Origin of the sequence: Paenibacillus sp. BC26 (assembly GCF_900116125.1) — a bacterium.
Lineage (GTDB): Bacteria > Bacillota > Bacilli > Paenibacillales > Paenibacillaceae > Paenibacillus_Z > Paenibacillus_Z lignilyticus.
On the sequence record NZ_FPAD01000007.1, the window covers coordinates 1 to 25,968 of the forward strand.

A 25,968-nucleotide genomic window follows, 5' to 3' on the forward strand; every position below is an offset into this window, starting at 1 on the left:
ATTTATAACCATTTGACTGGTCGCTCATTGTTCAGTTTTCAAAGAACAAATACTTGGTTTATTTCCTTCCGGCTCATGACCGGAATTAGATCTTATCATGATTCGAAACATGATTGCAAGCTTTATTTTTCAGCTTGTTTTCGTTTCGATCACCGCATCCAAGTTGATGTCTCGGAGGCAGAAATAGAATATACCATGGCTAATCATCATATGGCAAGTCTTTTTTGAAATTGTTTTTCCGGCTCCTTGAGTACTTATACCCCCTCTACTAATACATCAAACGTCCGGCATCCCAATTAATTGCAAGGAATGGCTGTTTATGTACGATGCCGATGCCGGCGTAGAAATTGCTGGCACTACGACTTTGACTGCCGATACTGGCGCAGCAAGGACAGTTGCTTCGTAAGAAAAACAGGTGTATACGGCATGTCGTTACGCAGCCACGAGATGATCGTACCGATCATAGCCGAGGAACTGTACCATATTGCAATATCTTTATGAATCCCCGAGTTGGCGAAATCGCGCTCGCATCCCGGACGTTCGACGCTTTCCGTGATCAACTTCGTCAACAGCTTCAGCAGCCGTTCCGTGAAGACCGTCGTTCGTTTGGCGGCAAGAATGACTTTATAGAACTTGAAATTCTCCGCGATATGCTCCAGTAAATTGACCATCAACGGCCAATCCACTTCTTCCGCTGAGCTCCGATTGGGCCTTGGCGCATTGATAATTGAAGTAATATCCTCAATCATATCGTCGGCCATCTTATCCAACATATCCGGCATATCGCGGTAATGCAGGTAGAATGTAACGCGATTAAGCGTGGCTCTCTCCGCGAGCCGATTGACCGAAATTTTCTCCAGCTCCATCTCTTGCAGCAATTCAATGAACGCATCTCGAAGCAAACGCCTCGTACGTACGATGCGGGGATCGACCTGATCCTTGGCATGCCCCATCTCAGCCTCTTCCTCTCTGCTTCACTATATACTGTAAACTATACAACACCATGTAAATCAGGTCTAGAACACAAATAACCGCACTCGGGCATACGCCCGAGTGCGGTTCATCGTCGTTACTAAGAGCTCTCGTTCAGCTAGCCTTTCACAGCACCCGCCGTTATTCCGGCCACAATTTTCTTATTGAAGAAGATGAACAGGACAAGAGGCGGAAGCGTGATAAGCAGAATGTTCGTATAGAGCAGATTATATTGCGAGATGAACTGACTCATGAAGTTGTAGAGTGTGAGCTGGACCGTTGCATTCTTGGAGCCCGGGAAGAAGTAGAGCGGGTTGGTAAAATCATTGAAGATCGCCACCGACGAGGTCACGATGATCGTCGCGTTCACGGGCTTCAGCAGCGGAAAGATGATTTGGAAAAACAATCGGAAACCGCCGCAGCCATCAACTACGGACGCTTCATCGATTTCTCGAGGGATCGCGCCCATGAAGCCGCGGTACAACAGCACGCCGAACGGAAAGCCGAGCGCCACCTCGACCATGATGAGTCCCAGCATCGTTTTGAACAGGTGAAGCTTATCCAATACCCAGATCGTAGGGACGATCGCAGGGGGAATGATCAAACCCGCCAGCACGAAGAAGCTGATCCAAGGCGTTACCCCATCGGAGCGTCTCTGCATAACGAAGCCCGCCATGGCACACACGAGCAACAATATGGCGATTGATAGGATCGTCAATGTTGTACTGTTAACGAAAGCGAGCACCAGCATATGATCGCGGGATTGAATCACTTCCTTGATATTGCCCCACAAATGGTTGGTCGACGGCCACGCCATGTTGCTCAAGGATGCGCCTCTCTCGTCTTTCATCGCATTTACAATGACGAAATAGAGCGGAATCCAGAAAATAAGAATCGAAGCCAACACCGCCCCGGATTCCAGGCTGAACCGGCGGAGCTTGCCCATCATAGGTCCACCTCTCTTCGGTTCAGGTAAAGCGACAACGGGAAAGCGAGCGCGGACACGAACAGAAATAATATGACGTTGCCGGCCGTAGCCAATCCATAGAAGCCGCCTTGATATTGCTTATAAATAATAGAGGCAATGACGTCCGTTGCAAACCCGGGCCCGCCCCGAGTCATCGACCAAAGGATGTCGAAGCTGCGCAAACCGCCGATAAACGCCAAAATGATGACCGAATTCGTTGCAGGCCGGCTCAGCGGAAGGATGATATTCCAGAACTTATGCCACGAATTTCCTCCATCGATCTGGAGTGCCTCGTAATATTCCTCGGGAATAGACATGATGCCCGCAATATAGATCACCGTAGCAAAGCCGACACCCTTCCACACATCCACGAAGGCTACCGACAACAAGGCAATCCGCGTATCTCCAAGCCAATCCGGACCGGATATGCCAAAGTACGCAAGCGTCGTGTTGATCAATCCTTCCGTAGGATGCATAAGCGTACTGAAGGCGATGCCGACGGCTATCGTGCTCACTAATGTCGGAAAGAACACGACGGATCTCAGGTAATTTTTCGTTTTTATTTTCGAAGTTAGGAAGACGCCGAGCAGCAGTCCGATTACCACCTTCAAGCCGCAGGTGACGACCGCATAGATGAACGTATTCTTGAAGCCGATATTGAGCGATGACTCTTGGAAGAACGTCTTAAAGTTATCCAATCCGATATAAGTCCAATCCTGAAGCGTCCAACGGGTCATGCTGAAGAAGAAGGACATGAACGTAGGCACAATAAAAATAATCAAGTAGATGATCGCCGCAGGCAGCAGGAAGTAGTAGGTATAGGTGCTTTTCCAAACCTTGTTCATTGCGATCCCCCTTGCTGGTATGGTTGAGAAATAAGTAAGCCGAGCAACGAGGTCGATGAAGAGAAGGGGCTCCCGAAGCCGTCCCCTTCCCTATCGCCTTCAGCGCTCAAGCCATTGATTCTACCAGCCGGCGAGTCCGAGCTGCTGCGCTTGTTTCTCTACGTCCTTGTCGTACATGGCCGCCGCGTCGGCTGCGTTCCGTTGGCCGGAGCCGACTTCGACTGTGATCTGCGGGAGGTTTGGCCCTTTGACCGGAGAGACGAATTCGAGCGCCGGTGCGGTTTTGCCGGAATCGAAATACGGGAGCATATCTTTAACGACCTGCGGAACATCGTCCGGGATCGCAGCGCCTTTGATCACGTAAGGGCCGGTAGGCTTGGATACCTTGCCGACTACAGCCATCCCCTCGGGCGAGGCGAGAAAAGCGATGAATTTCTTGGCCTCGGCAGCATGCTGGGTGTTTTTGTAAATATAGGCTGCCGTTGGCATCCACACCGTAAGTCCATTCTTATCCGCACTATCGCCGGGCTGAGCGAAGAATCCAATGTCATTGATGCTCTCGGGATTGTTCTGTGCGATGGTCGGGATGACGAAGGTCAGCATCGGATAATGCGCTCCCTTACCTTCAGCCAGCATCTTGAGCCCCGCATCTAAGTTAGCCGCAAGATAATCCTTGTTCATGTAGCCCACTGTTTCCTCAAGCTTCCGGAAGCCTCTTAACGCTATAGGCGTTGTCGCATACTTCGCCTTATTCGCGGTATAGTCGGCTGCGAAGTTCGTATCGTCGGCTTGAACGTTGTAATAGTCGGCCAGCATGATCAGCTGCGAGGTCCACGAATCCTTGTAGGTCCCGATAATGGCCGTAATGCCCGCATCCTTAATCTTCTTGTTGTTCGCCATCAATTCGTCCCAAGTCTTCGGCACGGTCAGTCCGAGGTTCGCATAGATCTTCTTGTTGTAGAACCAGCCCCCGCCCATTGTTCCGTTCGTTGGGGCTCCGTATTGCTTGCCGTTAAAGGTTACCGTCTGCTTGAAAGAGTCAATAACGTCCGCTTCCCAAGGTTCACTAGAGACATCCAGAATATTCTCCTCCGGATTAAGCGCTTGCATAAGTGAGCCTGCGTTGTAGAAGAAGACGTCGTTCATATCCCCTGTCGAGAGGCGCGTCTTCACGAAGTTATCGCCTTCACTGCCTGCCGGCCTGGTTTCCGTCTCGATGGTAATGTTTGGATTCTTCGCTTGGAATGCATCGACTAAAGCTTTGGCCACATTAACGGAATCTTGCGAGTTATCGACCAGCAGCGTTATCTTAACCTTTTCCTGCGAATTACTGGCAGATTCGGTTGTCGACGAGGATGTGTTACCGGATTGCGTTGTGTTAGCAGCTGCATTGTCCTTGGTGTTGGTATTAGTATTGTTGGAATTTCCACAGCCGACAAGCAGGCCGGCAAATAACGAAACGCACGATAGGACGGCTACATATTTTCTCGATATTGCTGCATTCGACTTCGCCATGAACAATGTCCCCCTGAATAAGTATCGTTCGTCAAGAAAGAAGTAATATAGGGCCCGGGTACCCATATCCCTATTATAAGTCCCGCGCTACATCACGTTCAGTGGGTCATTTCATTGTTCGACGTCCGTATTTTTTAGATCATTTCGCGGTATTGGCCGGGTGTGGTGCCCGTGCATTTCTTGAATACTTCGGAGAAATGCCGATACGTATGATAACCGACTCGCTCGCTCACCTCGTTCACCTTCAACCCTCTGCGGAGGAGCATTTTCGCCAGCTCCATGCGGTATCGGGTCAGAAACTTGATATAGGTTTCGCCTGTTTCCTCCTTGAACAGCACGCTCAAGTAGGCGGCATTCATGCCCACGTGTTCAGCTACTTCCTGCAGGGACAAGTCCCGATTTACATGCTGCACGATATACGTACGAGCCCGCTCCACTGCGGAATTCTTCGGCGTTTGGTCATCTCCCAACGTTTGACCATCCAAGTGTGCCTTCTCCAAGAGCTCCCGCTGGCTCTCCTCCCATTTTCTGCGAATGTCCATCGTTTCTCGTTGACTGGTTATCTTGCTGACGGCCTTATGCAGAGATCGCTCCACGCTCTCATCCGTTATGGGCTTCTCCAGATAATCCGTGACGCCAAGCTGAATTGCCTGCTTCACATATTCAAATTCATTGAAGCCGCTAAATACGATGCAGCAGGTGTCCTCCGCTTCGCGCATGATTTCCTGGATCAACTGAAGTCCATCCATCCCCGGCATCCGAATATCGGTCAACACAATGTCAGGTTTCACACGTCTGAACACCTCCAGCGCAGAGATACCATCACCTGCTGTCCCTGCAAGCTCGACCTCTAACCCTGTCCAATCAATGAGTGTTCGCAATGCCTCGATTACGATATATTCATCGTCAAACACAACGGCTTTAAGCACGGCCTACGCCTCCTCGCGGATAGGTTTGAATCTGACTTCCACTTTGGTGCCCACGCCTTCTTCGCTTGTAATATCAAAAAAACTGCTCGCCCCATAGTAAAGCTCAATCCGTTCCTTCACATTGGCAAGCCCATATCCTTGCTGGGTAACCGACATATCCGCGATTCCAACTCCATCGTCTTCGATGATGAAGACTAGGTACTCGCCTTCTTTTCTCCCGGAAACTACGATCTTCCCTTCGCCGAGCTTCGGTTCAAGTCCGTGGTAAATCGCGTTCTCTACAAGAGGCTGGACGATCAGCTTCAGAATTTCAATCCCCATAATAGACTCGTCAATGTCCGCGTGATACGTGAAGCGATTGTTGTATCGAATGTTCTGAATCGTCATGTAATGCTCAATATGCTTAACTTCCTTGAAGACCGGAATCGTCTCTTTCCCTTTATTCAGGCTGAGCTTGAAGCTCTCGGACAAGGAAAGCGCCATCTGAGCCGCCTCGATATTTTTCTGCAAACGGGCCATCCAATAGATCGAATCCAACGTGTTATATAGAAAATGGGGCTTGATTTGCGCTTGGAGTGCGCGCAGTTCCGCTTCCCTTTCCTTTAATTCCGAATGAAGCAGCCTCTTCGCCAGCTCCTCGTTCTCCGAGGAAATACGTTTGAATGTCTCGCCGATTGTCCCCACCTCGTCTTTGGAGAATGTACTGTCGAATTCCCGGGCTCCTTTGTTCCAATCGACCATCATTTTCTTGATTTGAATTAGCGGTTTCGTGATCGTACCCGAGATAATGACGGACAGCAACAGCGCGACAAGCGCAATTAATGACGCAATCAGCGTGGTTGCCGTACCGATCCGATTCGACTGCTTCAGCAGCTCCTTCTTCTGAATCAGATGCAATAACGTCCATCCTGTCGTCTGGTTACGATACTGGCTGACCAAATAACCTTGTTCGCGCAGCTTATTCACGGAAGCAGCCAGACCGCCTGCCGTCTTCGGCAACTCAATCGCCTGCTCCTCCGGATAGACCACCCGAAGCTCCTCTTCCGAAGAATCCACCGCCATGAACATGCCGTTATTATGGCTTTCGCTGAATACGCTGCCGAACATCGACTTGGATAGATTGACGATCAAGAGGCCGATCGCTCTGCCTTTGGGATCGCCGGAGTCGCGGAACAGCTTGACTGTCGAGAATGTATGGGATGAATCTCCGAGCACATTGTAGTTGAAGAACACCACTTTCCCCTTGGCGGCGACGGCTTGTTTATACCAATCTGCAGCTTCGATCTCTAGTTTCTTGGCAGGGCTCTCATAAATGCCCGCATCATCGGATTTGCCCAGACAATAGGTCTGGTAGTAAAGATCCAGCACGCACAGCGAGTCAACGTAACGGGAATCGTAAGAATCGCTGTTAATGACGCGCTGCAGACGATTGCTGGTCGTGGCATTCATCTCGCTTTGCTGCGTACTCGAATTAAGCTCGCTGGTGCGCAGGTCATTGCGAATCTCATCGTTTAAAACGATCGATCGGTTCAGGTTAAGCACATTGCGGAATAACAAATCGGCCACTTCATTGGACGTCTCCAGGTGGTCGATATTGGTCTGCGTATTGTTAAGCGTCAATGTATCTTTAGCAATATTGAAGGATATGTAGCCGAGGAGGAATAACGGAGGCACGGACAACAGAATCATTGCGGCCAGGAAACGACTTCTGACTTTGCGGAAACGAAACAGGGATAACAGCCTTGTTGTCCATCTCATAGGTTTGGCGCCCGCCTTTGATATAATAAACGGTCTGAACGTGAAGATCAGGCCGGATTCTACTTCATTATATATTATGGACCCATTAGGTAAAGATGGGATAGTTCGGATTTCATAGGATCGAGGTACGATAAAATTGGATATTGAAGTTTCCCGTAATTTAAAGTCAATACATCATTAAATATATATTGAATATAATTAATATGCATGATACGATATTTATGGTAAATAAAGCGCTTACTTTAACGCTTTTCCTCCATCTTGATGCAGCGCCAATTCGCCAATCGTCCATTACGTCTAGGGGTGTAGGTGGTGATCGAGAACGGTTAATGGGACATCTTCTGTTTCGCATAAGCAGAACATTTGAGATCCATTATTAAAGGAGGATAACAATGAAATTAACCAAGAAGTTAGGCTTAACGGTTCTGGCAACCATGCTTTTTGCCGCATCTGCTCCATTCTTCGGCCTGCCGAAAGCGGAGGCTTCGGGATTAACTTGGCCTTCAGGCCAAATACTCCCTTCCTTCTCGGCCCCTGCAGCGACTCTCGACGAGATAAACCTGGTAAGCGAATACCGATATGAAGCAGAAGGAACTGCGGCCTTGCATAACTCCGGACATCTGGACGGCAATGGCTGGCTCTCGCAAGTGGGCATTGACACTGCGAATCAGTACATGGTCTACGGTCCTTATGTTACAGACGTGCCAACCGGAACGAATACAGCCTATTTCGATATGATCGTCGACAACAACACGGCTAATAACGATGTCATCGTCACGTTGGACGTTAGAGACAACGTGAACGGTCAAATACTGGCGACTCGCAATGTGACAAGGCAAGAATGGACACAAGCGGGAAACTATCAACGATTCACCGTGTCCTATAACAATGCGACTGCGGGTCATGCCCTGGAATTCCGAGTGTACTGGTATGGGCGAGCTTACACCAAAGTAGATGCTGTCGGTACGATTCCGGCGGGCAATAAGGATGATGAAGCGCTCGTGTTCACGACGCTTAAAGGTCTCGTAAACAAAACACAGCCCCGAATTTATTCCTACGATAATGCTGTCCGAAACGAAGACGGCAAAGACAGCTGGTTGAATGCGCTGGGCATTGGACATACCGACGTGTCTAACAACTGGTCGCTGATCACCAAGTATGCCAGTGAAATTAACGGGATCGTCATCTATGACACAGCCGTGCCCGATACCGTAAATCTGGCTACGCTTATCGCTTCGCAATCCGGGGGTATCGTAGCGCCGCCAAGTTTAGTTACCACGCTTACCTCCGCACCGTACAACTTGCCGATCTTGGACGATCTGCGCGGCGATTTCAGCACCAAGCTCTCCGTCTATCAACATATCTACAATAATTACTGGTCCTCGCTTTCTCATAAGATGGTTGTCGGGCTGAACCCGGAAATTAAAGGGTACCTGCGCGATTACGCGATGGCAACCGGCGCAGCGGTTATCTGGCTGAACCCTGCCGTTCCGGCGGAGAAAACGCTGCTTCAATCCTTCCTCTCCGATATGCCTAACGGCAGCGGCGTCTACATGGGCTGGTGGCCGGATGAACAGTTAGGCGTTGAAACCGCATCCGCATACGGCATCTCGACAGTCGCCAGCGACTTCTCCTCCAACTTGACGGTATTCAGCGGTACTTCAAGAACGGTGAATGTGAAACCCGTACCGAATAAACCGACACTCCAGAATAAAATCTACGTTTCGCTGATCTTGAGTGACGGGGACAATCTGCAATATATGGAGCATCGCTTCAAGAAGCTATGGGATTCCGCGAACAGAGGTACCGTGCCTCTGGGCTGGACCGTTTCCCCCGCTATGCTCGATGCGATGCCGGGGTTGTTAAACTATCTGTACAACACCGCAACGCCAAACGATGCGCTTATTGCCGGACCTTCCGGCGTCGGCTATACGTATCCGAATGATTGGACCAATCAAACGTATCTGGACAATTTCGTTGCCTTGTCCAATGATTACATGAACCGCGCCGGCTTAAGAGTGGCTACGATTTGGAACACCATTGTCGGCGGCATCAATACGAATGTCGGCAACAGCTTCGCGCAGTATGCACCTTCTATGCTGGGGTTAACGGCTCAAGTCGGAGGCGGTGCCCTCACGGTTTATAACAACACGCTGCCTGCTCAAGGCCTGAACGCAAACTATTGCTACTCGGAAGCCACGCTCATTTACGAGATCAATCAAGCCATTGCAGGCTGGTCCGGCACTTCCCCTCGATTCGTCAGCATTCAAGCCAATCCTTGGGATGTGAATTACCAGAATTTCGTAAACGCGGTTAATAACTACAGCGCCAACAGCAACATCGTATTCGTCAGACCGGATACGTATTTCCAATTAATGCGAGAATACAATCAGCTGCCTATCGAAACGTCCACCATCGTGAAGAAACTCGAAGCAGAGACCCAATTCTCGCATGCCACCGGCGCCGTCAGCGGAAGCGACTGGTCTGCGAACGTAGCTGCATCCAGTGCCGCCTACATGCTCTCGGGACCTTTCGATACAACCGTTCCGGTCGGCACAAACACGGCTACTTTTAAGATGAAAATCGATTCGAACACAGGCACCAACGATAATGTCGTCACGCTGGACGTACGCAACAATACGACGGGAGCGGTTCTCGCCACTTACGATGTGTACCGGAATCACTTCAAGAGCAGCAATACCTACCAAGACTTCAGCCTGACCTTCGAGAATCCAACCGGCAGCTCGTTGGAATTCAGAGCTTACTATCGCGATAAAGCTACAATCAGCATCGATAAAGTTACCGTGACCAGCCGCATCGGCAAGTACGAATCGGAAGGCGCGTATATCGGGCATGGCGTCGGACGCGTAAGCGGCGATGGCTGGCAGGCTTCGTCCGCCTTGGATAATCAAGGGCATATGGTTTATGGACCCTATGATTCGAATGTTCCGATGGGCAATCGCAAACTCACCTTCCGCATCAAAATCGATAACAATACGCTAAACAATGCGAATGTCGCGAAAATCGACGTCTATGATGCCGCGACAGGCACGACAGTAGCGCAATCGGACCTTACAAGGCAGCAGTTCACCTCCGTGAATCAATATCAAAATTTCAGCCTCAGCTTCAATCAAGCACTGGGCAGGAACCTCGAATACCGAGTGTGGTACTATGACAATGCCACGATAACGGTAGATAATGTAACGATTAATTAAGGCTTCGCTAGTCCAATGCAAAGAACCGCCTGGGATGATTGGTTTCCCGGCGGTTCTTTCTCGTATTATCCGCGAATGGCTCGACAGCCACTTTTCTGTCTAGGCTTCATGAACAAAACTTTAACGGTTGCCAGCGTGGCTAATTGATGTAAATAAGCCTATTTAAAAGTCTAACGGTTGTGACAGACCTTATTTGCATCAAATGGATCGATTCCTATCGGAGAACGATCAAATAAGCTCTCTGGCAACCGTTAGACTTTATATAGGGCAAATTCATGCTAAATAGCCGCTTTCACAACCGTTAGAGCTGCAATACGACCAAGCATGCGCTAATGCACGTATCAGTATCCCGAATTGCATCTCTATCCGCCTGGAATCGTTGATTCTACGCGGTTTAATATCCTTTCCCGACACAGGTTTGTAGTGTAACATGGAGGTATGTCATAACTCTATCGGGAGTGAAATCGCATGATTAAGCTTCTAGTCGTTGAAGATGAAACCGTAACCAGAAAAGGTCTGATGAAGCACATCAAGTGGAGCGAGCTTGGTGTCGACGTTGTAGAAGAAGCCAAGGACGGAGTAGAAGGCCTCGAAGTAGCTCGCCGCATGCATCCCGATATCGTTGTATCTGATATAAGAATGCCCGGGATGAACGGCATCGAATTTACCGCCTCTCTCCGAGAAGAGTTTCCCGCATGCAAAATTATCTATATGAGCGGATATTCCGACAAGGAATACCTGAAAGCTGCCATTCGCATTCATGCTGTCAGCTATGTCGAGAAACCTATTGTTATAGAAGAGTTGCAAGAGGTGATACGAAAAGCCGTACAACTGTGCTTGGAGAATAACAAAGTCAATCATATTAACATGGCCCTGTCGAGCAGCCTTCCATTTATCAGACAGAATATCGTGAACGATCTGATTAGTAACCCAATCGATAGCGATGAACTGCGGAGAAACTTAAACCTTGCCGGCATATCCTTCAACCAAGGAGACTCCTATACGGTTTCCATCATAGTCCCTTCCTATGATGACGACGAGACAGGTGTCCTCAAACAAAGCTGCTGCAATCGTAGTATTGAATTTCTTCATCAATCGTCGCACGACTTTACCCATTTGGCGGTAATGAAGGATTCCACCCATATTATCGTCATCTCCGCACATAAACCGGAACGTAAGCAAGAGTTTGCTGCGGTCTATCATCTTCTTTCCGAGCATTTGAAAGAGCAAGGAATGACCTGCTCAAGATTATCCTGGGTAGTCGGAGGCACCTCGGCAGAAGTGTCGAGAATACGTGATTCCTATGAGACAGCAGCCGGCTTTCTCAAGCACCTTTTTTATTACGACTTTGGCAATATTTTTTACGCCGCCAACAGAGAAGTCTCCGTATACCCGATCCACGCCGAAATTCTAAAGTCCTATGCCGAACTCTTACAGGAGCTTCAGAAAGATAAAATCATGCAGTTTACAGAACAGTTATACACCGTTATTAGGACAAAGACCGGAACGCCTGTAGACGAAGTCAAGAATCTATTCTATCAAATGCTGCACATGCTGATTGAACAAGCAGCGAAGAGAGGATTAGATCTAAGCATCTCCGATCACCGGAAAGAGGAATATGATTGGGCGATGATGTCGCGAATCGATACGCTCAAGCATCTGAAAGGCTACTTCCTGAAGAAGGCAGCCGATCTCCTGGACCGTATCGAGAATATCGAATCCAACAGCAGAGCCGTTCTCGACGTGATCAAATACATACGAAGCCACTATAGTGACAAGGAAATATCCATAAATATGCTTGCCGATCACGTTCACCTAACGCCCACGTATCTCTCCTCGTTGTTTAGGAAAGAAACAGGCAAAACGATAAGCGAGTTTATTACAGAGGTTCGAATCGAGAAATCCGCTAATTTGCTAATGAAGCCGCAAGCCAAGCTATATGAGATCGCCGACCGATCCGGCTATAATGACGCCAATTATTTCGCAAAGGCCTTTAAGAAAATAACGGGAATGACACCTACGCAATTTAGGAGAAAACACAAATCGTGAACAATTCACTCCGGGCTCTGATCGGATTTTTTACCCATATGAACATTAGGGGAAAGCTTCTCATCTCCTATTTTATTCTCATCTTCTTCCCACTGGCGCTGCTAACTACGATATCCTACAAAAACGTATCCAGTGATTACGAGAAACAAATTCTCCACTCCGCAGATCAGTCATTCGACCAAGCCTATACGTTCTTAAACTATAAGGTGAACACGCTGATAAAGGCATCCGATGTCATCTATTTCAATGCTGACGTTCAAACGATTCTGGCAAGAAAGAAAGAAGAGTTTGAGAATGATTACGTGCAGCAGAACATCGATCGGCTGAAATTGGAAAATTTCCTGAGCAGCTTCCAGAACTCCGAAGATGTCTATCGGGCGAGCCTGTACGTTCCCGGCTGGTTTATGTATGCAGCGCAAAACTTCAACTTTTACGATAAGGACAGCTTCTCGCACACGCAAAGCTATCAAATTCTGATGGCATCCAAGGATAAGGTCAACTGGCTTCCACCCCATACCATTACCAACAACAGCAGCAGCCTCGACCCGGTACAGGTGATTTCCCTGCTAAGAAAAATCAGAAACACGGAGCAGACAACCGAATATATCGGCATGATCGAGCTAAGCATTTTAAAAGAAAACATCGAGGATATGATTCAAAAAGCAAATATCACGTATGACGGCGTCGTCTATATTCAAAACTCGAACGGCGATATCGTAAGCTGCTCCAACCTGCAAAATTTTAATCGCATCGACCCCAACACGGAGCTTATAAAGGAGCTTCAAAACAACGATACCACATGGAATAACGCGGCATTCGGCAACAGCGATTACGTTATTAAAGCAAGAGCCATCGAGAATACGGATTGGACGATGGTTACGGCGATCCCTAATACGGAAATATACTCGCAAAGCATCCGAATCAGAGACCTCATGCTTGTATTGATGCTGGTATGCGGACTGATCTCGTATGGACTTGCCTATTTCATTACAGGCGCCACCGTCAAGAGAATCCAGCTGCTTAGGAAAAAAATGAGGCTGGTACAGGAAGGGTTTCTGAACGTGGAAGTGAATTCCAAAATCCACGACGAGATTGGGGACCTGACCGACAGCTTCAATCATATGGTCAAACGAATCAAGCTTCTCGTTGATGAACAATATCAGAACGGCAAGGAGATCAAGAATCTGGAGCTCAAGGCGCTCCAGGCGCAAATCAACCCGCATTTTCTGTACAATACGCTTGAAATGATCAACTGGAAAGCCATAGACAATGACGTACCCGAAATTGCCGTCATCTCGCAATCGCTGGCCAAATTTTATAAGCTTAGCTTGAATAAAGGCAAAGATATCGTAAGTCTTGAAGATGAGCTCGATCATATCCGCATCTATGTCAAAATACAGAATCTCAGATTCGACGATAAAATCAAACTGGCTATCGACATTGACCCTGATCTATACAGCTGCGCTATTCTGAAATTAATACTCCAGCCGATTGTTGAAAACTCGATTATTCACGGCATACGTGAAGACAGGGATAAAGAGAAAGGCTCCATTACGATAACCGGATTTCCGGACAAGCATGATCTGGTCTTGATCGTCAAGGATGATGGCGTGGGAATGCCGCAGGACAAAGCCGAAGAAATACTTGCAAACGGAAATCCGGCCGATGAGGTCCATGGCTATGGCGTTCGAAACATCAACCACCGGATCAAGCTCTGCTACGGCCAGGAATACGGCCTGACCTACCGCTCCTCGCCGGGTAACGGAACAACGGTGGAAATCAGAATACCGGCGGTACGTCCTTCTAAATAACAAAAGGTTCAGGAAGGGTGACTTGATCCCTCCTGAACCTTTTGTTATTCTGCTTCCCGTTAACTATTTGTTGGCTGCAAGAAAGGCATCCAGCTGTTTCTGCATTTCGGCTATGATCTTATCCGAGCCGGCATTCTTGATTTTATCAACCAGCGTCTTGAGACCTTCTTCCGGATCCTTGATATAACCATAGTTGAGCGGAAGCGCATACTGCTGCACGACGTTGTTCACGGCAGCCATTTCGTTTTTGACGGGCTCGAAATCAGGCGTAAAGAGCGCATAAGGATTATCAAGTGCTCTGTCTGCCAGCTGCTTTCTCACTTCATCGATGTTTGGCGGAGAATCGACCGGCTCTTTATAGAACTCAGGCGATTTAAAGCCCCACGAGCAATACCCTTCAGGTGCAAAACCGTCCAAATCAAGTGCTTTCAGCTTGTTGTCCGCGGTAATCTCGTAATGCTTGCCCTCGATACCGTAAGTAAGAAGGTTATAGTAGCTTTGATCCGTTCTTAGCAATTCCAGGAACATCAGCGCCCGCTCAGGGTTTGCGGCCGATGCTGGAATGGCCATTCCGTCCTGCATGGCTGATGTTTTATACGTGTATTTGCTGTTCGGGAAGAATCTGACATCCCAATCCGGATGCTTCATGTAAGCACCTTTCCAGGAATCCTGGTTATGCAAATTGCTGGCCGCTTTTCCGTTCTCGAACATCTTGTCGTCTTTATTGGACAAGATCGATTTCGACCAGTAGTTTTTATCGCCCCACTCCTTCATTTTCTTGTAGTAATCCGATATGCCGTCGGATTCATACAAGTTGAAGATTTTAGCGGAAGTATCATCCATGCTCACCATGAACGGGGAATACTGCGTCGCCAGGATATTGTAGAAGCCATTTGCGTTTGCGTAATAGCTTTCAAGACCGCCCGATGAGCTGATCTGACCGCTTGGATCCAGCGCGGAATCGTTCTTCACGACGGCATCCAAATATTTTCCGTAATCATCCAAGTTTCCGATCGTTTTCAGGCCGTATTTGTCCATGAGATCGCCCCGCACGATATACCCCATATCTCCATACTGGAAGAACTGAGCGGGCATTGCGTAGAGATGACCGTCAACTTCAGTCTGTTTATACGCATCAGGGGTAATTTGAGCTAAGCTCTTCGGCGCATATTGCTTAGCCAAGTCCTCAATCGCCAGGAAAGCGCCTTTTCGAGCATTCGAATAGAAATTCGTCCATGTGGATGCATAAATAAGATCGATCGGTTCGCCTGATGCCAGCAGCAGCGGGTATTGTGTTCCGAAATCGGCCCAACCTACCCAGTTTACTTTGACCGTAGCATTTAAATCTTTCTCCAGCTTTTTGTTAACTTCGGCCAGCACCATATCGTAATCCTTGGCAGGCGAGCCGATCAGGTACATGTTTAATTCAACCTTTTTGGAAATATCCGCAGCTACGGCATTACCGGTATTTTCATTCGTGCTGTTCGTATTGCCGGTTGATTCATTGGATTCCGCGCCGCCGCAGCCTGTAAGCACAAGCCCCATAATGAGTGCCAAACTTAACAGCAGCGTTAGTCCTTTTACCTTCCTCACATGTACTCCCCCTTATAAATATTGTGTATGTGATAAACCGGCTTGACCGAGATTATCCTTTGATGGCACCGACAGTAAGGCCTTTTACGAAATACTTCTGTACATAGGGATAGACGAGGATAATGGGACCCGTAGCAATGACCGCCATTGCCAGCTTTAACGATAAGGTGGGGACATCGATCATGGATACGCTTGCGACGCTTGATAGTCTGGCTATGGCTTCGGACGATTGCAGCGTCGAGAATAACAAATATTGAAGCGGATACAGCTTAATATCCGTTATAAAGAGCATCGCGTTATACCAGTCATTCCAGTATTCCAGGGCATAAAACAGTCCGATTGTCGCAAGTCCGGGCTTCGTTAGCGGTAAAATCAGCTTTAAGAAAATGGTGAAGTCTCCCGCTCCGTCGATCTTGGCGGACTCGCTTATGGAATCGGGTATCGAGCTTATAAAGGTTCTCATCACGATCAAATAAAACACATTGATGATCAGCGGGATGATTAAGGAAAGCAGGCTGTTTTTCAAATGCAGGTATTTGACGAAGAAGATATACAACGATAGAATCCCGCCATTGAATAACGTGGTGAAGTAAAAGAAGAACGCAAGCTTGTTTCGATATAAGAAGTCCTTTCTGTTCAGCACGTAAGCCGTCATCGAAGTAACAAACAGTCCTACGGCGGTTCCAACCACCGTTATGAAGATGGATACCCCATATGCCCTTAAAATGTCCTGGGGGTATTTGAACAGAACTCTATAAGCCTCTAGTGAAAATTCGGCCGGGATGATTCCGTAACCATGCTGCGTAATGGCGCTTTCCGAAGTGAACGAGCCGGACACCAGCATTTCAAATGGCAGCAGGCATAGGATGACGGCCACGATAACCACCGAATAACTGATTATGTTGAATATCAGATAGGTTCCTTCAATCTTCTTGTGCGTTTTTTCATTCGTGCCGGAAGCATAAGTTTGCTGCATTGTTCTTCTCTCCTGTTCCTAAAACAGAGCGTTGTCCGGTTTTGTCTTTCTGATGATGCCATTCACCACCATGATCGTGACGAAGCACAGCACGGATTGATAGAAGGTTGCCGCAGCCGGCATCGCGATATCGCCGCTTGTAATCAGCGACCTGAATACGAACGTGTCGATCACGTCGGTGGCGTCGAAGAGCTGGCCGTTATTCCCGACAATCTGGTAAAACATCTGGAAGTCGCCGCGTAATATCCTGCCCAGATTCAATAGGAAAATGATGAAGATGGTCGGCATGATCGATGGGATGGTGATATAAAATATTTTCTGAAAAATATTGGCCCCATCAATTTCCGCCGCTTCAAAGCACTCGGAGTCGATGCTGACAATAGAAGCAATATAGATAACCGACGTATAGCCAACCCATTTCCACGAGTTGAAGAAACAAATGATGAATACCCATACATAAGGCATGCTGTACAGATTGACCGGATCCAGGTTGAATGCCTTCAGCACCGTGTTCAGCGTTCCGGTCTCATAGTTGAAGATGTTGAAAACAAAGACGCCAACAATCGTCCACGAAATAAAGAAGGGCAAGAAAATAATCGATTGCGATATTTTTTTGAAATATCGGCCTCTCATCTCATTGATAAAAATCGCGATCATAATGGCAAACAATTGAGAGGTTACCAGATTCAGCATGTTGTATAGGATGGTGTTTCTCGTAACCAATAAACCTGTACCTGAAGTAAAGAAGTATTTGAAGTTCTCGAACCCGTTCCATGGACTGCCAAACACGCCAAGGTTAAACCTGTAATCCTTGAATGCCAGTATGATTCCGGCCATAGGGATATAAGCGATCAATAGAATCAAGGCGATTGCAGGTAAAGCCATCAGAAATAAGGTTCTGTTTTTTCGAAGTTCATATAGAAAGCCGTGCTTGTTCAAACCATTTCACTTCCTTCGTCTGCAAGTCATAAGGAAACTAGTAGCAAACCCTATCCATATACAGCTTGATAAAAGCTTCCGAATCCACGTTTTTGGCAGCCTGGATGACGGACTGCTCCGCATTGCCGCGCCAGTAGAGCGCGGTTTTGTTATAAGTCGCCCCGCGGGTGAACTCCCCCTGCGTCTCCACGACAATTTCATCCCGTTGGAATTCCAGAATGGTATTGTCGAATACCGCGCAGATCGCCAGAGGATCATGCATCATCGGATAATGATCCGTTACCTGCTGCCACCGTCCGACTAATTCTCGAATATAAGCGGCCGATCGTTTAGGCTTGGTGAACAACCGGTCGACATCTTCTTTGGTCAGTACGCATTGGACCGTAACATCCAGTCCGACAGCCTTTATCGGTATGCCTGATTCAAACACGATTCTTGCGGCTTCCGGGTCGCATCTGATATTCCATTCACTGAGGTGGCTGTAGAAACAGCCTCCCATCATGACAATCTCTTTCACCTTGTTTCTGAGCTCCGGCTCTTTGAGAATAGCTACAGCTATATTGGTCAAAGGACCGATCGGCACCAAGGTAATATCTCCATCCGATTTCATGACCATATTGATAATGAAATCGATCGCATCCGTACCGTATCCCTCCGCATGTCCATCCTTTTCTTCGGAGAACTGGTTCGGAATTTCGTTTAAATCAACCTGATTCAGAATCGGTTTGCCGATTCCCGCGTATACGGGGATATCTGACCGTCCGGCCATTTCGAGCATGTTAACCGCTAATTTGGCCCGGGCCGTCACATTTTTAAACACTGTAGTAATGCCTATAACTTCCAGTTCGGGCGACTCCAGAGCAAAGGCGATCGCCAGTGCATCATCGATATCGTCACCAATATCCGTGTCTATGATGATCTTTGTTCTGTCCATATTCATCCTCCTTGAAAGGGCTTACATTCGCTTGCAAGTAATATTGTAGTCCTAATTCAGAAACGGATATATATACAAAAATATGATTATAAGTAAAAATATACGATGTTCTGAGTTTCCCCTCGTTCGATCCTATAACGCTCAGACAACAAAAAAAACCTTGATAGACGCTAGTCTATCAAGGTTTCTGATCTCAATCTCCGGCCGGGAGAACCACTTCCACTTTGTCTCCTGCCATACATTCGTACGATAATTGTACACCATTCACGTCAACTTGAAAGTGGAGTCCGTTGTGCATTCTGGTCACATGAAGATCGAAGCTTCTTCCGAAAGCTTGAATGGAACGTAGCGTCATGTTGTTCCATTCCGCCGGCAGCTGCGGGGCGCATGTGAAGGAATTTAATCCGGTCGGCTTTATGCCGAATACCCCTTCCGTAAAGATACGACAATATAATGCGCTCTCCGCGGATAAATGTCTCTGGTTTCCTTCAGGGAACGCTTCGACCGCATAGGGTACGTGGTCACCAAGAAGCCTTCTTCTCGAGTAGGCTTTCAGATATTGATGCGATTGCTCCGCTTCTCCCGCCATGAATGTCGCTTGAAATCCGTATAACGTCGAGCGATCCCAGAACGTCTTGTCTCCCGACTGCGTGGCAAGGCCATCGATCGTCCACAGATTAGGCGAATATAACGCTCTGACCGTGCCCTCTTTGCGATCCATGATCCCCATGGTCAGCGGCAAGCAAATCCAAGAGCGCAACGTTACATTTCCTTCGTAATAACGATAGGTTTCGTATCCATCGACGGTTGCGCCGAAATAACGTTCTATCGCTTCTCTTAATTGCTTTGCCTCCGTACTATACTTTTCTTCCAGCGCTTCTTCACTCAGAGATCGAGCTAATTTAGAGGCTGCACATAAAGCCCCGTAATAGAGGGAAGAAGTAGAGAGATTAGCATGCCCTGTGGGAAATCTGCCCTCAAGCTCATCCGAGTCCGATGCAACTACGCCTTCGCTGGTAAGCATTCGTTTGCAGTATTCCAAACACCATTGAATAGCCGGCCATAATTCTTGGGCAATGACCAAGTCCCCTTGGGCAAGCGTAAATAAAGAGGCGCCATATGCATACATGGCGGCATCTCCCCGGTCCCCGGCACCTTCCCAAATATCAACGCCTTCCGCAATGATAGAGGAAGGAATACGCGAATAATCGGGCCCCATGAAATTGCGATATAACCGGTAGCAGTTCAAGGACGCTTCGATTCCTGCAGGGTCTCCCAAGTACGGAAAGAACGGACCCACGTACTCCGCTTGATCATTGGCCCAAATAGCTGCATAATAGGAGCCTCCTCCAGGTCCATGCATTAAGCCGCCTTTTGTAGCAAATATGCTCTCCGACGCCCGTAACTTCGCAAAATCGAACATTTGGTTTAGAACGGGATCCGGTGTTTCAAGCTGCAACGTGGAGCGAATTCGACTAACGAAACTTTCCCGCTTCTCCTCTTCCTCTTGACCATGATAGACTTGTACCGCATCAAGCAGCTTTCTTCCGCTAATCGTCAAATAGAAGGAAAGTGCCTCATTCGGCAGCAATGTCGCTTGGGAAGGTGCATCGTGCACAGCTTCAAGCAAATAGATCCCGTAGATTCCTCTCCTGGTGAGCGTATGGGTCAGGGGAGAGATTTCAACCGTCATCGGCTGCTGCGAATCGTTAACAAGCGTGTATTTCTCCATAGCTGCGCCGTAATCCGTGCTTGGGAAGAGCAAATGTTCGATTCGAAGGTTGTTTTCTGTACGGCTCTTTATGGCCAGCATGCCATTAAACGTTACTTCGTATGGTTTCTCCGCCGGAACTCGCTCGCCATTGATGGTGAACGCCGGCATGATCTCCGCGCCATATTCTTGAATCAAGCTGGCATGCGTATCATTCGGAATCGTCCTGAGCATAGGCCAGATCACGCCGCGCTTCAGTACCAGCTCTCCTTGTCGATCCACGCCATAATGAACGATCATGGATACTCTCTTCCCGCTCATTTCAATATGATCCTCATGCGGAAGGCTTGGATCCTTCTGGATATCCCAGCTAATAAGATGCTGATTGTTTAGTGTCCAACGGTCGATTGTTTGGATCGCATTCATACCCATCACCTCTCTACTATTCGTTCGCTTCCTGCTACCCCTCTCTTATACTAGGAGACTTTAACAAAATTGAGGATGTACATACCTTCACGGCAATGTCTTTTTCATCACTCAATGACAACGTTTACATCAATATATCAAATGCGGTTCGGCGTTACTACACTCGAACCTAAAGAAGCCTCCATCCTCATCATGAGAGGACGGAGGCTTCCGGCCAATCCCCGTATCACGAGGGTTAGCCTGCACAAGCTTATTATTTACGTACGGCCGGCTGATAGTCGCCGGGTACCATAGCCGTAGAGATCGCCATGCGATTCCAGCAATTGATGGCATTAATCGCCATGATCAAATCGACGTATTCGGCTTCGTCGTAATATTCACGGACTTGCTCGTATAACTCCTGCGAAACGCCGCCGTCAGAAATCTTCGTCACGGCTTCCGTTAATGCAAGCGCAGCCCGTTCCGCTTCCGTGTAGAACGGAGCTTCCCGCCATGCGTTAAGCAAATACAAGCGTTGTTCCGTCTCGCCCATCGCGCGTGCGTCTTTGGTATGCATGTCCAGGCAGTAAGCACATCCATTGAGCTGGGAAGCGCGGAGCTTAATCAACTCGATTAACTTCGCTTCGAGGCCGCTCTTGTTCACATACCCTTCCAATTTCAATAGCGTCTGCAACGAATCCGGTTGTACCTTCATGTAATTTAATCTCATTTCCATCGATAAACACTCCTTTTATTATATGAGAAAATAATTTTCTTTATTAAGCTGCGTTTCATCAACTCCGGCAGCGCGATGCCGCATAACGTAATGCACACGCCAACCCACTGCTGCCAGCTGACCGTCTCCTTCAGTACGATGTACGACATCATGACAGCCATCGGCAGCTCAGCTGCACTCAAGATGGAGGCTAGTCCGCCTCCTATACGAGGCACGCCAATCGCATAGAATAACGGCGGAATGACGACACCGAAGAGTGCCAGCAGCAGCCCCCAAGGCAACAGCCCTTCGTACAAAGAACCATCTATGATAAAATGCGGTGGAAACACCAGCATGGCCAGAATAAACGAGCCGGACAGCATGATCGCGCTTCGTGCAATCGGGTCAACCTGTTTGGCTGTTCTCCCGCTAAACCAAATGAAGAGCGTATAAGTAACGGCGGACAATAAGCCAAGCGCGACGCCTATGAAGGAAATTCCCTTATGACTCCCGCCCAGAAAGCCGCTTGCCATTATTATTCCGACGAATAAAGCGATAAGCGACAGCACTTTATCTTTGCCGGGACGTTTGCGTTCAACCACGGATTCCAGTAATATGCCCATCCAAGTAAATTGAAATAGCAATACTATTGCAAAAGATGCCGGAATATATTGCAGGGCCGTATAGTATAACATTCCGGTCAAACCTGTTGTCGTGCCTACAGTCATAAGCAAGGGCACCTGACGAAACGTTATGCGAAAGGCCTGCGAAGCATTGGATTGTTTCGCGGATCTCTTGGTCATGAGAACCAACAGCCATAACATGGTCACGCCGAACAGATTCTGACTGCCGACAACGTCGCCAACGCTAAAGCCGGTTTCATAAGCTTTCTTGACGAAAGTAGCTAATAAACCAAAGCTGCATGCCCCTGCTAAAATAACAATCACGTATTTCATAATAAACCGGCTTTAGAAGCTGCAAGCAGGTTCATGCGCCTGTCGAATGGAATGAATAATCTCGTGTCCGACGGACAAGCTATGACATGCGCTCCTATCCAGCGGGTGTGCGTTTACGTATAAGACCACGGCCATAGATGATACCTCCCTTGAATTCGCGCATTTCGATTCTGACCTTATAGCAAGCCCAAACTACCTTCATCATCACTTCCTTTGGGCACATTGATCACTCGTTTAATCGTAGATAATATATATCGTGGATTAACCTTGTCTATAATATAATCATTTGCTTTAACTCTGTCAACCACAAATCTCGGAGTTAGCCGGTTGAGAAATGGAATAAGCGACAAGAACATCATGGTTCTTGTCGCTTTTCTTTGTGTTGCCTGTATAGCAGCTTTCTTCATCGCCACAAAACCGTCAAACGCTTCCCATTGTGCATCATTGCCCATTGTGCAATAATAATCCCATGTTCATTAATCATTGCCCATTGGGCAATCAAGTTCTAAAGGATAGGAATACGAAGTGAGGTGAAGGCCTACGGCCGAAACACATGAACAAGCAAAGCTTGCGTGACGTCAAAAGAGAGGCAACCGCAAATCTACTTGCCGAAGCCGCATTTGATCTCGCGCTGGAACACGGGATGGACGGCTTTGTTGTCGAGGATGTTGTACAGCGCGCGGGATATTCGAGGAGAACATTCGCAAATCATTTTTCCTGTAAAGAAGAAGCTGTAGTAATGGGGGCATCCGCCTTCAATAACGTCGATGAAGTGAATGAGTTGCTCGAGAATCTGGCCGATACGTCTACCCCGCTTGAGGTTTTGGAGCATCTGGTCAGGATGGAGCTTACGGCAGGTTTATTCCAGAAGACACGTGAGCTCGTGAGGCTCTCCAAGACTTATCCGTCGTTAGAGCCTTATATCCTTAGCTCCCTCCACCGTCATCAAGGCGATGCTCAGGAATTGCTGCTGGATTTATTCCAAGCCCGCTATCCGATTGGCTACATCCAACTTCTCGTAGGCGCCGTATACGGCGCTGCATTGCCAATGCTGTACGGGAACAGCAACATCCTCTTCCCCGGTCAAGCAAAGGATGAGTCATCCGAGTCGATCCTGTTAGATCAGTATCTGAACGAAATGTTTGGCTATTTAAAAAAAGGGTTCTAAATGACTGTACCGAATTCGCAATCCCTATATAAAAAGGAGAACCGCACTGTATGTCTACGTTCCTGTACAAAATAGGTAAAACAGCTTACAACAAGCCTTGGCATTTCATTATTGCTTGGATCGCCATTCTTGGTGTCGTCGGTGCCTTCATTGGCATTAACGGCATCCATACCAGCTCCGAGATGAAGATTAAAGGCACGGAAGCGCAACGGGTACTCGATCAGTTGGTCGAAGAATTGCCGCAAGCATCCGGCGGGCAAGCAAGTGTTGTCTTCACCGCTCCCAAGGGCGAACGTCTGGATACGCCGGAGAGAATACAAGCCGTTACCAAAGCAATTCAAGACGTATATGGAATTGAGTATGTCATTAATCCAATTGAAGCGGCCGCAGCAGCAGGCGCAACGGCTGCCGATGCTAACCAAGCAGGGGCAGCGGCTGCGGGCAGCCAGCAAGCAAGTGATACGAACCAAACCGCTTCAGCAGCACAGCCTCAGTATGGCCCGCTGATCGTGGATGGAAATCCCGTACCCGGCGTGATGATTTCCGGAGACGGCAACGTAGCTTTGTTCCAGTTCCAGTTTACCGTTCAGCAAATGTCGCTGCCCCAAGAGGTTATCGATACGGTCGTGAAGTCGGTTACTGCGGTTGAGCAAGCTGACTTAGGCATTAAAGCCTTGCCAAGCGACACGCTTGTAGGCAAACCGGCTATTGGTGCCACAGAAGGGATCGGGATTGTGGTTGCAGCGGTCGTTCTGTTCATTACGCTTGGCTCTGTTGTTGCAGCCGGGCTTCCGCTCGTAACGGCACTCCTTGGCGTAGGTATTAGTATTGGAGGCGCTTATTCCCTCTCCAAATTTATTCCGATGACGGATATCACGCCCGCACTCGCCATGATGGTTGGTTTGGCCGTTGGCATCGACTATTCCTTATTCATCGTGAATCGCCAGCGCCGCATGATCCTGGATCAAGGCTTAAGTGCGCGCGAAGCTGCGAGCAGGGCGGTTGGCACTGCGGGCAGCGCCGTGTTCTTCGCAGGATTGACCGTTATTATCGCGTTATGCGGCATGGTTGTCATGAATATTGATTTCCTAACTGCCATGGCGCTTGTGGCGGCAGCCAGCGTCTTCATTAATGTATTGGTAGCCTTGACATTGCTGCCGGCATTGCTTGGTCTCGTCGGCGAACGCATCTGCTCGAACAAAGCACGGAAGAACAATAAGGAACAAGTGAAGGCAGCCCGTCAAGGAATGGCGCATCGCTGGGCGAACGGCGTTGTGAACCGCCGCTGGCTCGTCATCATCGGTGTCATCGTTATTCTCGGAGTCGCTGCCATTCCGGCTGCCAAAATGAAATTAGGCATGCCTTCCGGAGATACGGCTAACCTGGATACGGCAGCAAGACAAAGCTACGACGCCATCTCTGCCGGCTTTGGCGAAGGCTATAATTCTCCGCTGCTGCTGGTTGCCGAACCTTCGAGCTCTACCGATAAAATCACGCCTGAAGTGCTCGGCAAGCTTGTTCAAGCCATTCAGAAGCATGAAGATGTCTCCATCGTAACTCCGATGGGAATCAACCAGACCGGAGACATCGGCATCATTAGCGTCATTCCTAAATCCGGCCCGACGGACGAAGCAACGAGCAAGCTCGTTCAAGACCTTCGCGCTAAAGACTCCGGCATCGCGCAAAGTAACAACGTGACCCTTGGCGTGACCGGCTTTACGGCCATTAACATCGATATGTCGGCCAAATTAGCGGAGGTGTTCCCGCTCTATATCGGCATCATTCTGATCCTATCGCTTATCATTTTACTGCTCGTATTCCGATCGATTATCGTGCCGGTTAAAGCAACAATCGGGTTCCTGCTGAGTATCGTGGCTACCTTCGGCATTACAACGGCTGTCTTCCAATGGGGCTGGCTGCATGCTTGGTTTGGCTTTGACACCGGCGGCCCGCTTCTCAGCTTTATGCCAATCATGGTATCCGGTATTCTGTATGGCCTGGCGATGGATTATCAAGTTTTCCTCGTCAGCTCTATGCGTGAAGCCTATGTCCATGGCCATAAAGGGACTTCAAGCGTCGTTGAAGGCTACCAGCAGGCAAGCCGCGTCGTTGTGGCGGCTGCCATCATCATGGTGTCCGTCTTCGCCGGTTTCATTCTGACCGAAGACATCATGCTGAAGCAGATCGGTTTCGCCCTCACGATCGGCATTCTGATCGACGCCTTCTTCGTTCGTATGGCGCTTGTTCCGGCGATTATGGCCGTCTTCGGCGATAAAGCATGGTCATTCCCGAAATGGCTGGACCGTATTGTTCCGAACCTGGATGTCGAAGGTGACAAACTGATCGCGGAGCTCAAAGCTGCGGCAAATCCAAAAGATACGAAAGATTTGAAGAAAGCTGCACCAAGCCGTGCGCATTAAGTTAGACCGTTAGACATAGGAAGGACCACTGCAGAAGCAGTGGTCCTTCCTATGTCTATACATCGTGGAGAAAACTTTAACGGTTGCCAG

At 48.4% G+C, this 25,968-nt stretch carries 20 protein-coding genes; 6 read left to right on the forward strand and 14 right to left on the reverse strand.

Annotation, left to right across the window (positions count from 1 at the left end):
- The coding region (locus tag BM412_RS32390; protein ID WP_218163202.1) for a hypothetical protein at window positions 1–228 on the forward strand (228 nt) is incomplete at its 5' end.
- Between the two features lie 128 nt (window positions 229–356).
- On the opposite strand, the gene BM412_RS29560 is transcribed toward BM412_RS32390, so the two are convergent.
- The 6 genes from BM412_RS29560 to BM412_RS29585 form a co-directional block, all read right to left on the reverse strand.
- On the reverse strand, window positions 357–953 hold the full coding sequence (locus BM412_RS29560) for a TetR/AcrR family transcriptional regulator (RefSeq protein ID WP_091225310.1): 597 nt from the start codon (window positions 951–953) through the stop codon (window positions 357–359).
- Between the two features lie 137 nt (window positions 954–1,090).
- Window positions 1,091–1,918 carry a carbohydrate ABC transporter permease gene (locus tag BM412_RS29565; RefSeq protein WP_091225311.1) on the reverse strand — a complete coding sequence of 276 codons (828 nt, stop codon included), beginning with the start codon at window positions 1,916–1,918 and terminating at the stop codon, window positions 1,091–1,093.
- Window positions 1,918–2,784: a carbohydrate ABC transporter permease gene (locus tag BM412_RS29570; RefSeq protein WP_091225312.1), complete on the reverse strand. Its 867-nt coding sequence runs from the start codon at window positions 2,782–2,784 to the stop codon at window positions 1,918–1,920. The genes BM412_RS29565 and BM412_RS29570 overlap by 1 nt, the downstream gene beginning before the upstream one ends.
- A 120-nt stretch (window positions 2,785–2,904) precedes the next feature.
- On the reverse strand, window positions 2,905–4,299 hold the full coding sequence (locus tag BM412_RS29575; RefSeq protein ID WP_091225313.1) for an ABC transporter substrate-binding protein: 1,395 nt from the start codon (window positions 4,297–4,299) through the stop codon (window positions 2,905–2,907).
- 134 nt (window positions 4,300–4,433) lie between these two features.
- On the reverse strand, window positions 4,434–5,228 hold the full coding sequence (locus tag BM412_RS29580) for a response regulator transcription factor (protein WP_091225314.1): 795 nt from the start codon (window positions 5,226–5,228) through the stop codon (window positions 4,434–4,436).
- Window positions 5,229–5,231: 3 nt separating this feature from the next.
- Complete coding sequence (locus BM412_RS29585; RefSeq protein WP_091225315.1) at window positions 5,232–6,986, reverse strand: sensor histidine kinase; 1,755 nt, start codon at window positions 6,984–6,986, stop codon at window positions 5,232–5,234.
- Between the two features lie 392 nt (window positions 6,987–7,378).
- Between BM412_RS29585 and BM412_RS29590 the strand changes: the two genes are divergently transcribed.
- From BM412_RS29590 to BM412_RS29600, 3 genes are all read left to right on the forward strand, one after another.
- Window positions 7,379–10,201 (forward strand): GxGYxYP domain-containing protein, encoded by a 2,823-nt coding sequence (locus BM412_RS29590; RefSeq protein ID WP_091225316.1) that lies wholly within the window; start codon window positions 7,379–7,381, stop codon window positions 10,199–10,201.
- A gap of 468 nt (window positions 10,202–10,669) precedes the next feature.
- Window positions 10,670–12,250 (forward strand): response regulator, encoded by a 1,581-nt coding sequence (locus BM412_RS29595; RefSeq protein WP_091225317.1) that lies wholly within the window; start codon window positions 10,670–10,672, stop codon window positions 12,248–12,250.
- Window positions 12,247–14,061 carry a sensor histidine kinase gene (locus BM412_RS29600; protein WP_091225318.1) on the forward strand — a complete coding sequence of 605 codons (1,815 nt, stop codon included), beginning with the start codon at window positions 12,247–12,249 and terminating at the stop codon, window positions 14,059–14,061. The genes BM412_RS29595 and BM412_RS29600 overlap by 4 nt, the downstream gene beginning before the upstream one ends.
- Window positions 14,062–14,124: 63 nt before the next feature.
- On the opposite strand, the gene BM412_RS29605 is transcribed toward BM412_RS29600, so the two are convergent.
- From BM412_RS29605 to BM412_RS29640, 8 genes are all read right to left on the reverse strand, one after another.
- Complete coding sequence (locus tag BM412_RS29605) at window positions 14,125–15,654, reverse strand: ABC transporter substrate-binding protein (protein WP_091225319.1); 1,530 nt, start codon at window positions 15,652–15,654, stop codon at window positions 14,125–14,127.
- 52 nt (window positions 15,655–15,706) lie between these two features.
- On the reverse strand, window positions 15,707–16,630 hold the full coding sequence (locus tag BM412_RS29610) for a carbohydrate ABC transporter permease (protein WP_091225320.1): 924 nt from the start codon (window positions 16,628–16,630) through the stop codon (window positions 15,707–15,709).
- An 18-nt stretch (window positions 16,631–16,648) separates the two neighbouring features.
- Window positions 16,649–17,515, reverse strand: a complete 867-nt coding sequence (locus BM412_RS29615) for an ABC transporter permease (RefSeq protein WP_091225452.1) — start codon at window positions 17,513–17,515, stop codon at window positions 16,649–16,651.
- A 91-nt stretch (window positions 17,516–17,606) separates the two neighbouring features.
- Window positions 17,607–18,503, reverse strand: coding sequence for a nucleoside hydrolase (locus BM412_RS29620; protein ID WP_177246155.1), 897 nt, complete (start codon window positions 18,501–18,503; stop codon window positions 17,607–17,609).
- Between the two features lie 193 nt (window positions 18,504–18,696).
- Window positions 18,697–20,640 (reverse strand): glucosidase family protein, encoded by a 1,944-nt coding sequence (locus tag BM412_RS29625; RefSeq protein ID WP_091225322.1) that lies wholly within the window; start codon window positions 20,638–20,640, stop codon window positions 18,697–18,699.
- Window positions 20,641–20,893: 253 nt separating this feature from the next.
- Complete coding sequence (locus tag BM412_RS29630) at window positions 20,894–21,355, reverse strand: carboxymuconolactone decarboxylase family protein (protein ID WP_091225323.1); 462 nt, start codon at window positions 21,353–21,355, stop codon at window positions 20,894–20,896.
- On the reverse strand, window positions 21,346–22,290 hold the full coding sequence (locus tag BM412_RS29635; RefSeq protein WP_091225324.1) for an EamA family transporter: 945 nt from the start codon (window positions 22,288–22,290) through the stop codon (window positions 21,346–21,348). Before BM412_RS29635 ends, BM412_RS29630 begins: the two co-directional genes overlap by 10 nt.
- A 176-nt stretch (window positions 22,291–22,466) precedes the next feature.
- Complete coding sequence (locus tag BM412_RS29640) at window positions 22,467–22,742, reverse strand: hypothetical protein (protein WP_091225325.1); 276 nt, start codon at window positions 22,740–22,742, stop codon at window positions 22,467–22,469.
- A gap of 101 nt (window positions 22,743–22,843) precedes the next feature.
- Between BM412_RS29640 and BM412_RS29645 the strand changes: the two genes are divergently transcribed.
- A complete protein-coding gene (locus BM412_RS29645; protein ID WP_091225326.1) occupies window positions 22,844–23,458 on the forward strand; it encodes a TetR/AcrR family transcriptional regulator in 615 nt (204 codons plus the stop codon).
- Window positions 23,459–23,508: 50 nt separating this feature from the next.
- Window positions 23,509–25,878 carry an MMPL family transporter gene (locus tag BM412_RS29650; protein WP_091225327.1) on the forward strand — a complete coding sequence of 790 codons (2,370 nt, stop codon included), beginning with the start codon at window positions 23,509–23,511 and terminating at the stop codon, window positions 25,876–25,878.
- Window positions 25,879–25,968 lie beyond the last annotated feature (90 nt).

Coding starts and splice junctions, on each gene's coding strand:
- BM412_RS29560 (WP_091225310.1), bottom strand. CDS start 953: ATGGGGCATGCCAAGGATCAGGTCGATCCCCGCATCGTACGTACGAGG.
- BM412_RS29565 (WP_091225311.1), bottom strand. CDS start 1,918: ATGGGCAAGCTCCGCCGGTTCAGCCTGGAATCCGGGGCGGTGTTGGCT.
- BM412_RS29570 (WP_091225312.1), bottom strand. CDS start 2,784: ATGAACAAGGTTTGGAAAAGCACCTATACCTACTACTTCCTGCTGCCT.
- BM412_RS29575 (WP_091225313.1), bottom strand. CDS start 4,299: ATGGCGAAGTCGAATGCAGCAATATCGAGAAAATATGTAGCCGTCCTA.
- BM412_RS29585 (WP_091225315.1), bottom strand. CDS start 6,986: ATGAGATGGACAACAAGGCTGTTATCCCTGTTTCGTTTCCGCAAAGTC.
- BM412_RS29590 (WP_091225316.1), top strand. CDS start 7,379: ATGAAATTAACCAAGAAGTTAGGCTTAACGGTTCTGGCAACCATGCTT.
- BM412_RS29595 (WP_091225317.1), top strand. CDS start 10,670: ATGATTAAGCTTCTAGTCGTTGAAGATGAAACCGTAACCAGAAAAGGT.
- BM412_RS29610 (WP_091225320.1), bottom strand. CDS start 16,630: ATGCAGCAAACTTATGCTTCCGGCACGAATGAAAAAACGCACAAGAAG.
- BM412_RS29615 (WP_091225452.1), bottom strand. CDS start 17,515: ATGGCTTTACCTGCAATCGCCTTGATTCTATTGATCGCTTATATCCCT.
- BM412_RS29620 (WP_177246155.1), bottom strand. CDS start 18,503: ATGGACAGAACAAAGATCATCATAGACACGGATATTGGTGACGATATC.
- BM412_RS29625 (WP_091225322.1), bottom strand. CDS start 20,640: ATGAATGCGATCCAAACAATCGACCGTTGGACACTAAACAATCAGCAT.
- BM412_RS29630 (WP_091225323.1), bottom strand. CDS start 21,355: ATGGAAATGAGATTAAATTACATGAAGGTACAACCGGATTCGTTGCAG.
- BM412_RS29635 (WP_091225324.1), bottom strand. CDS start 22,290: ATGAAATACGTGATTGTTATTTTAGCAGGGGCATGCAGCTTTGGTTTA.
- BM412_RS29640 (WP_091225325.1), bottom strand. CDS start 22,742: ATGGGCAATGATGCACAATGGGAAGCGTTTGACGGTTTTGTGGCGATG.
- BM412_RS29645 (WP_091225326.1), top strand. CDS start 22,844: ATGAACAAGCAAAGCTTGCGTGACGTCAAAAGAGAGGCAACCGCAAAT.
- BM412_RS29650 (WP_091225327.1), top strand. CDS start 23,509: ATGTCTACGTTCCTGTACAAAATAGGTAAAACAGCTTACAACAAGCCT.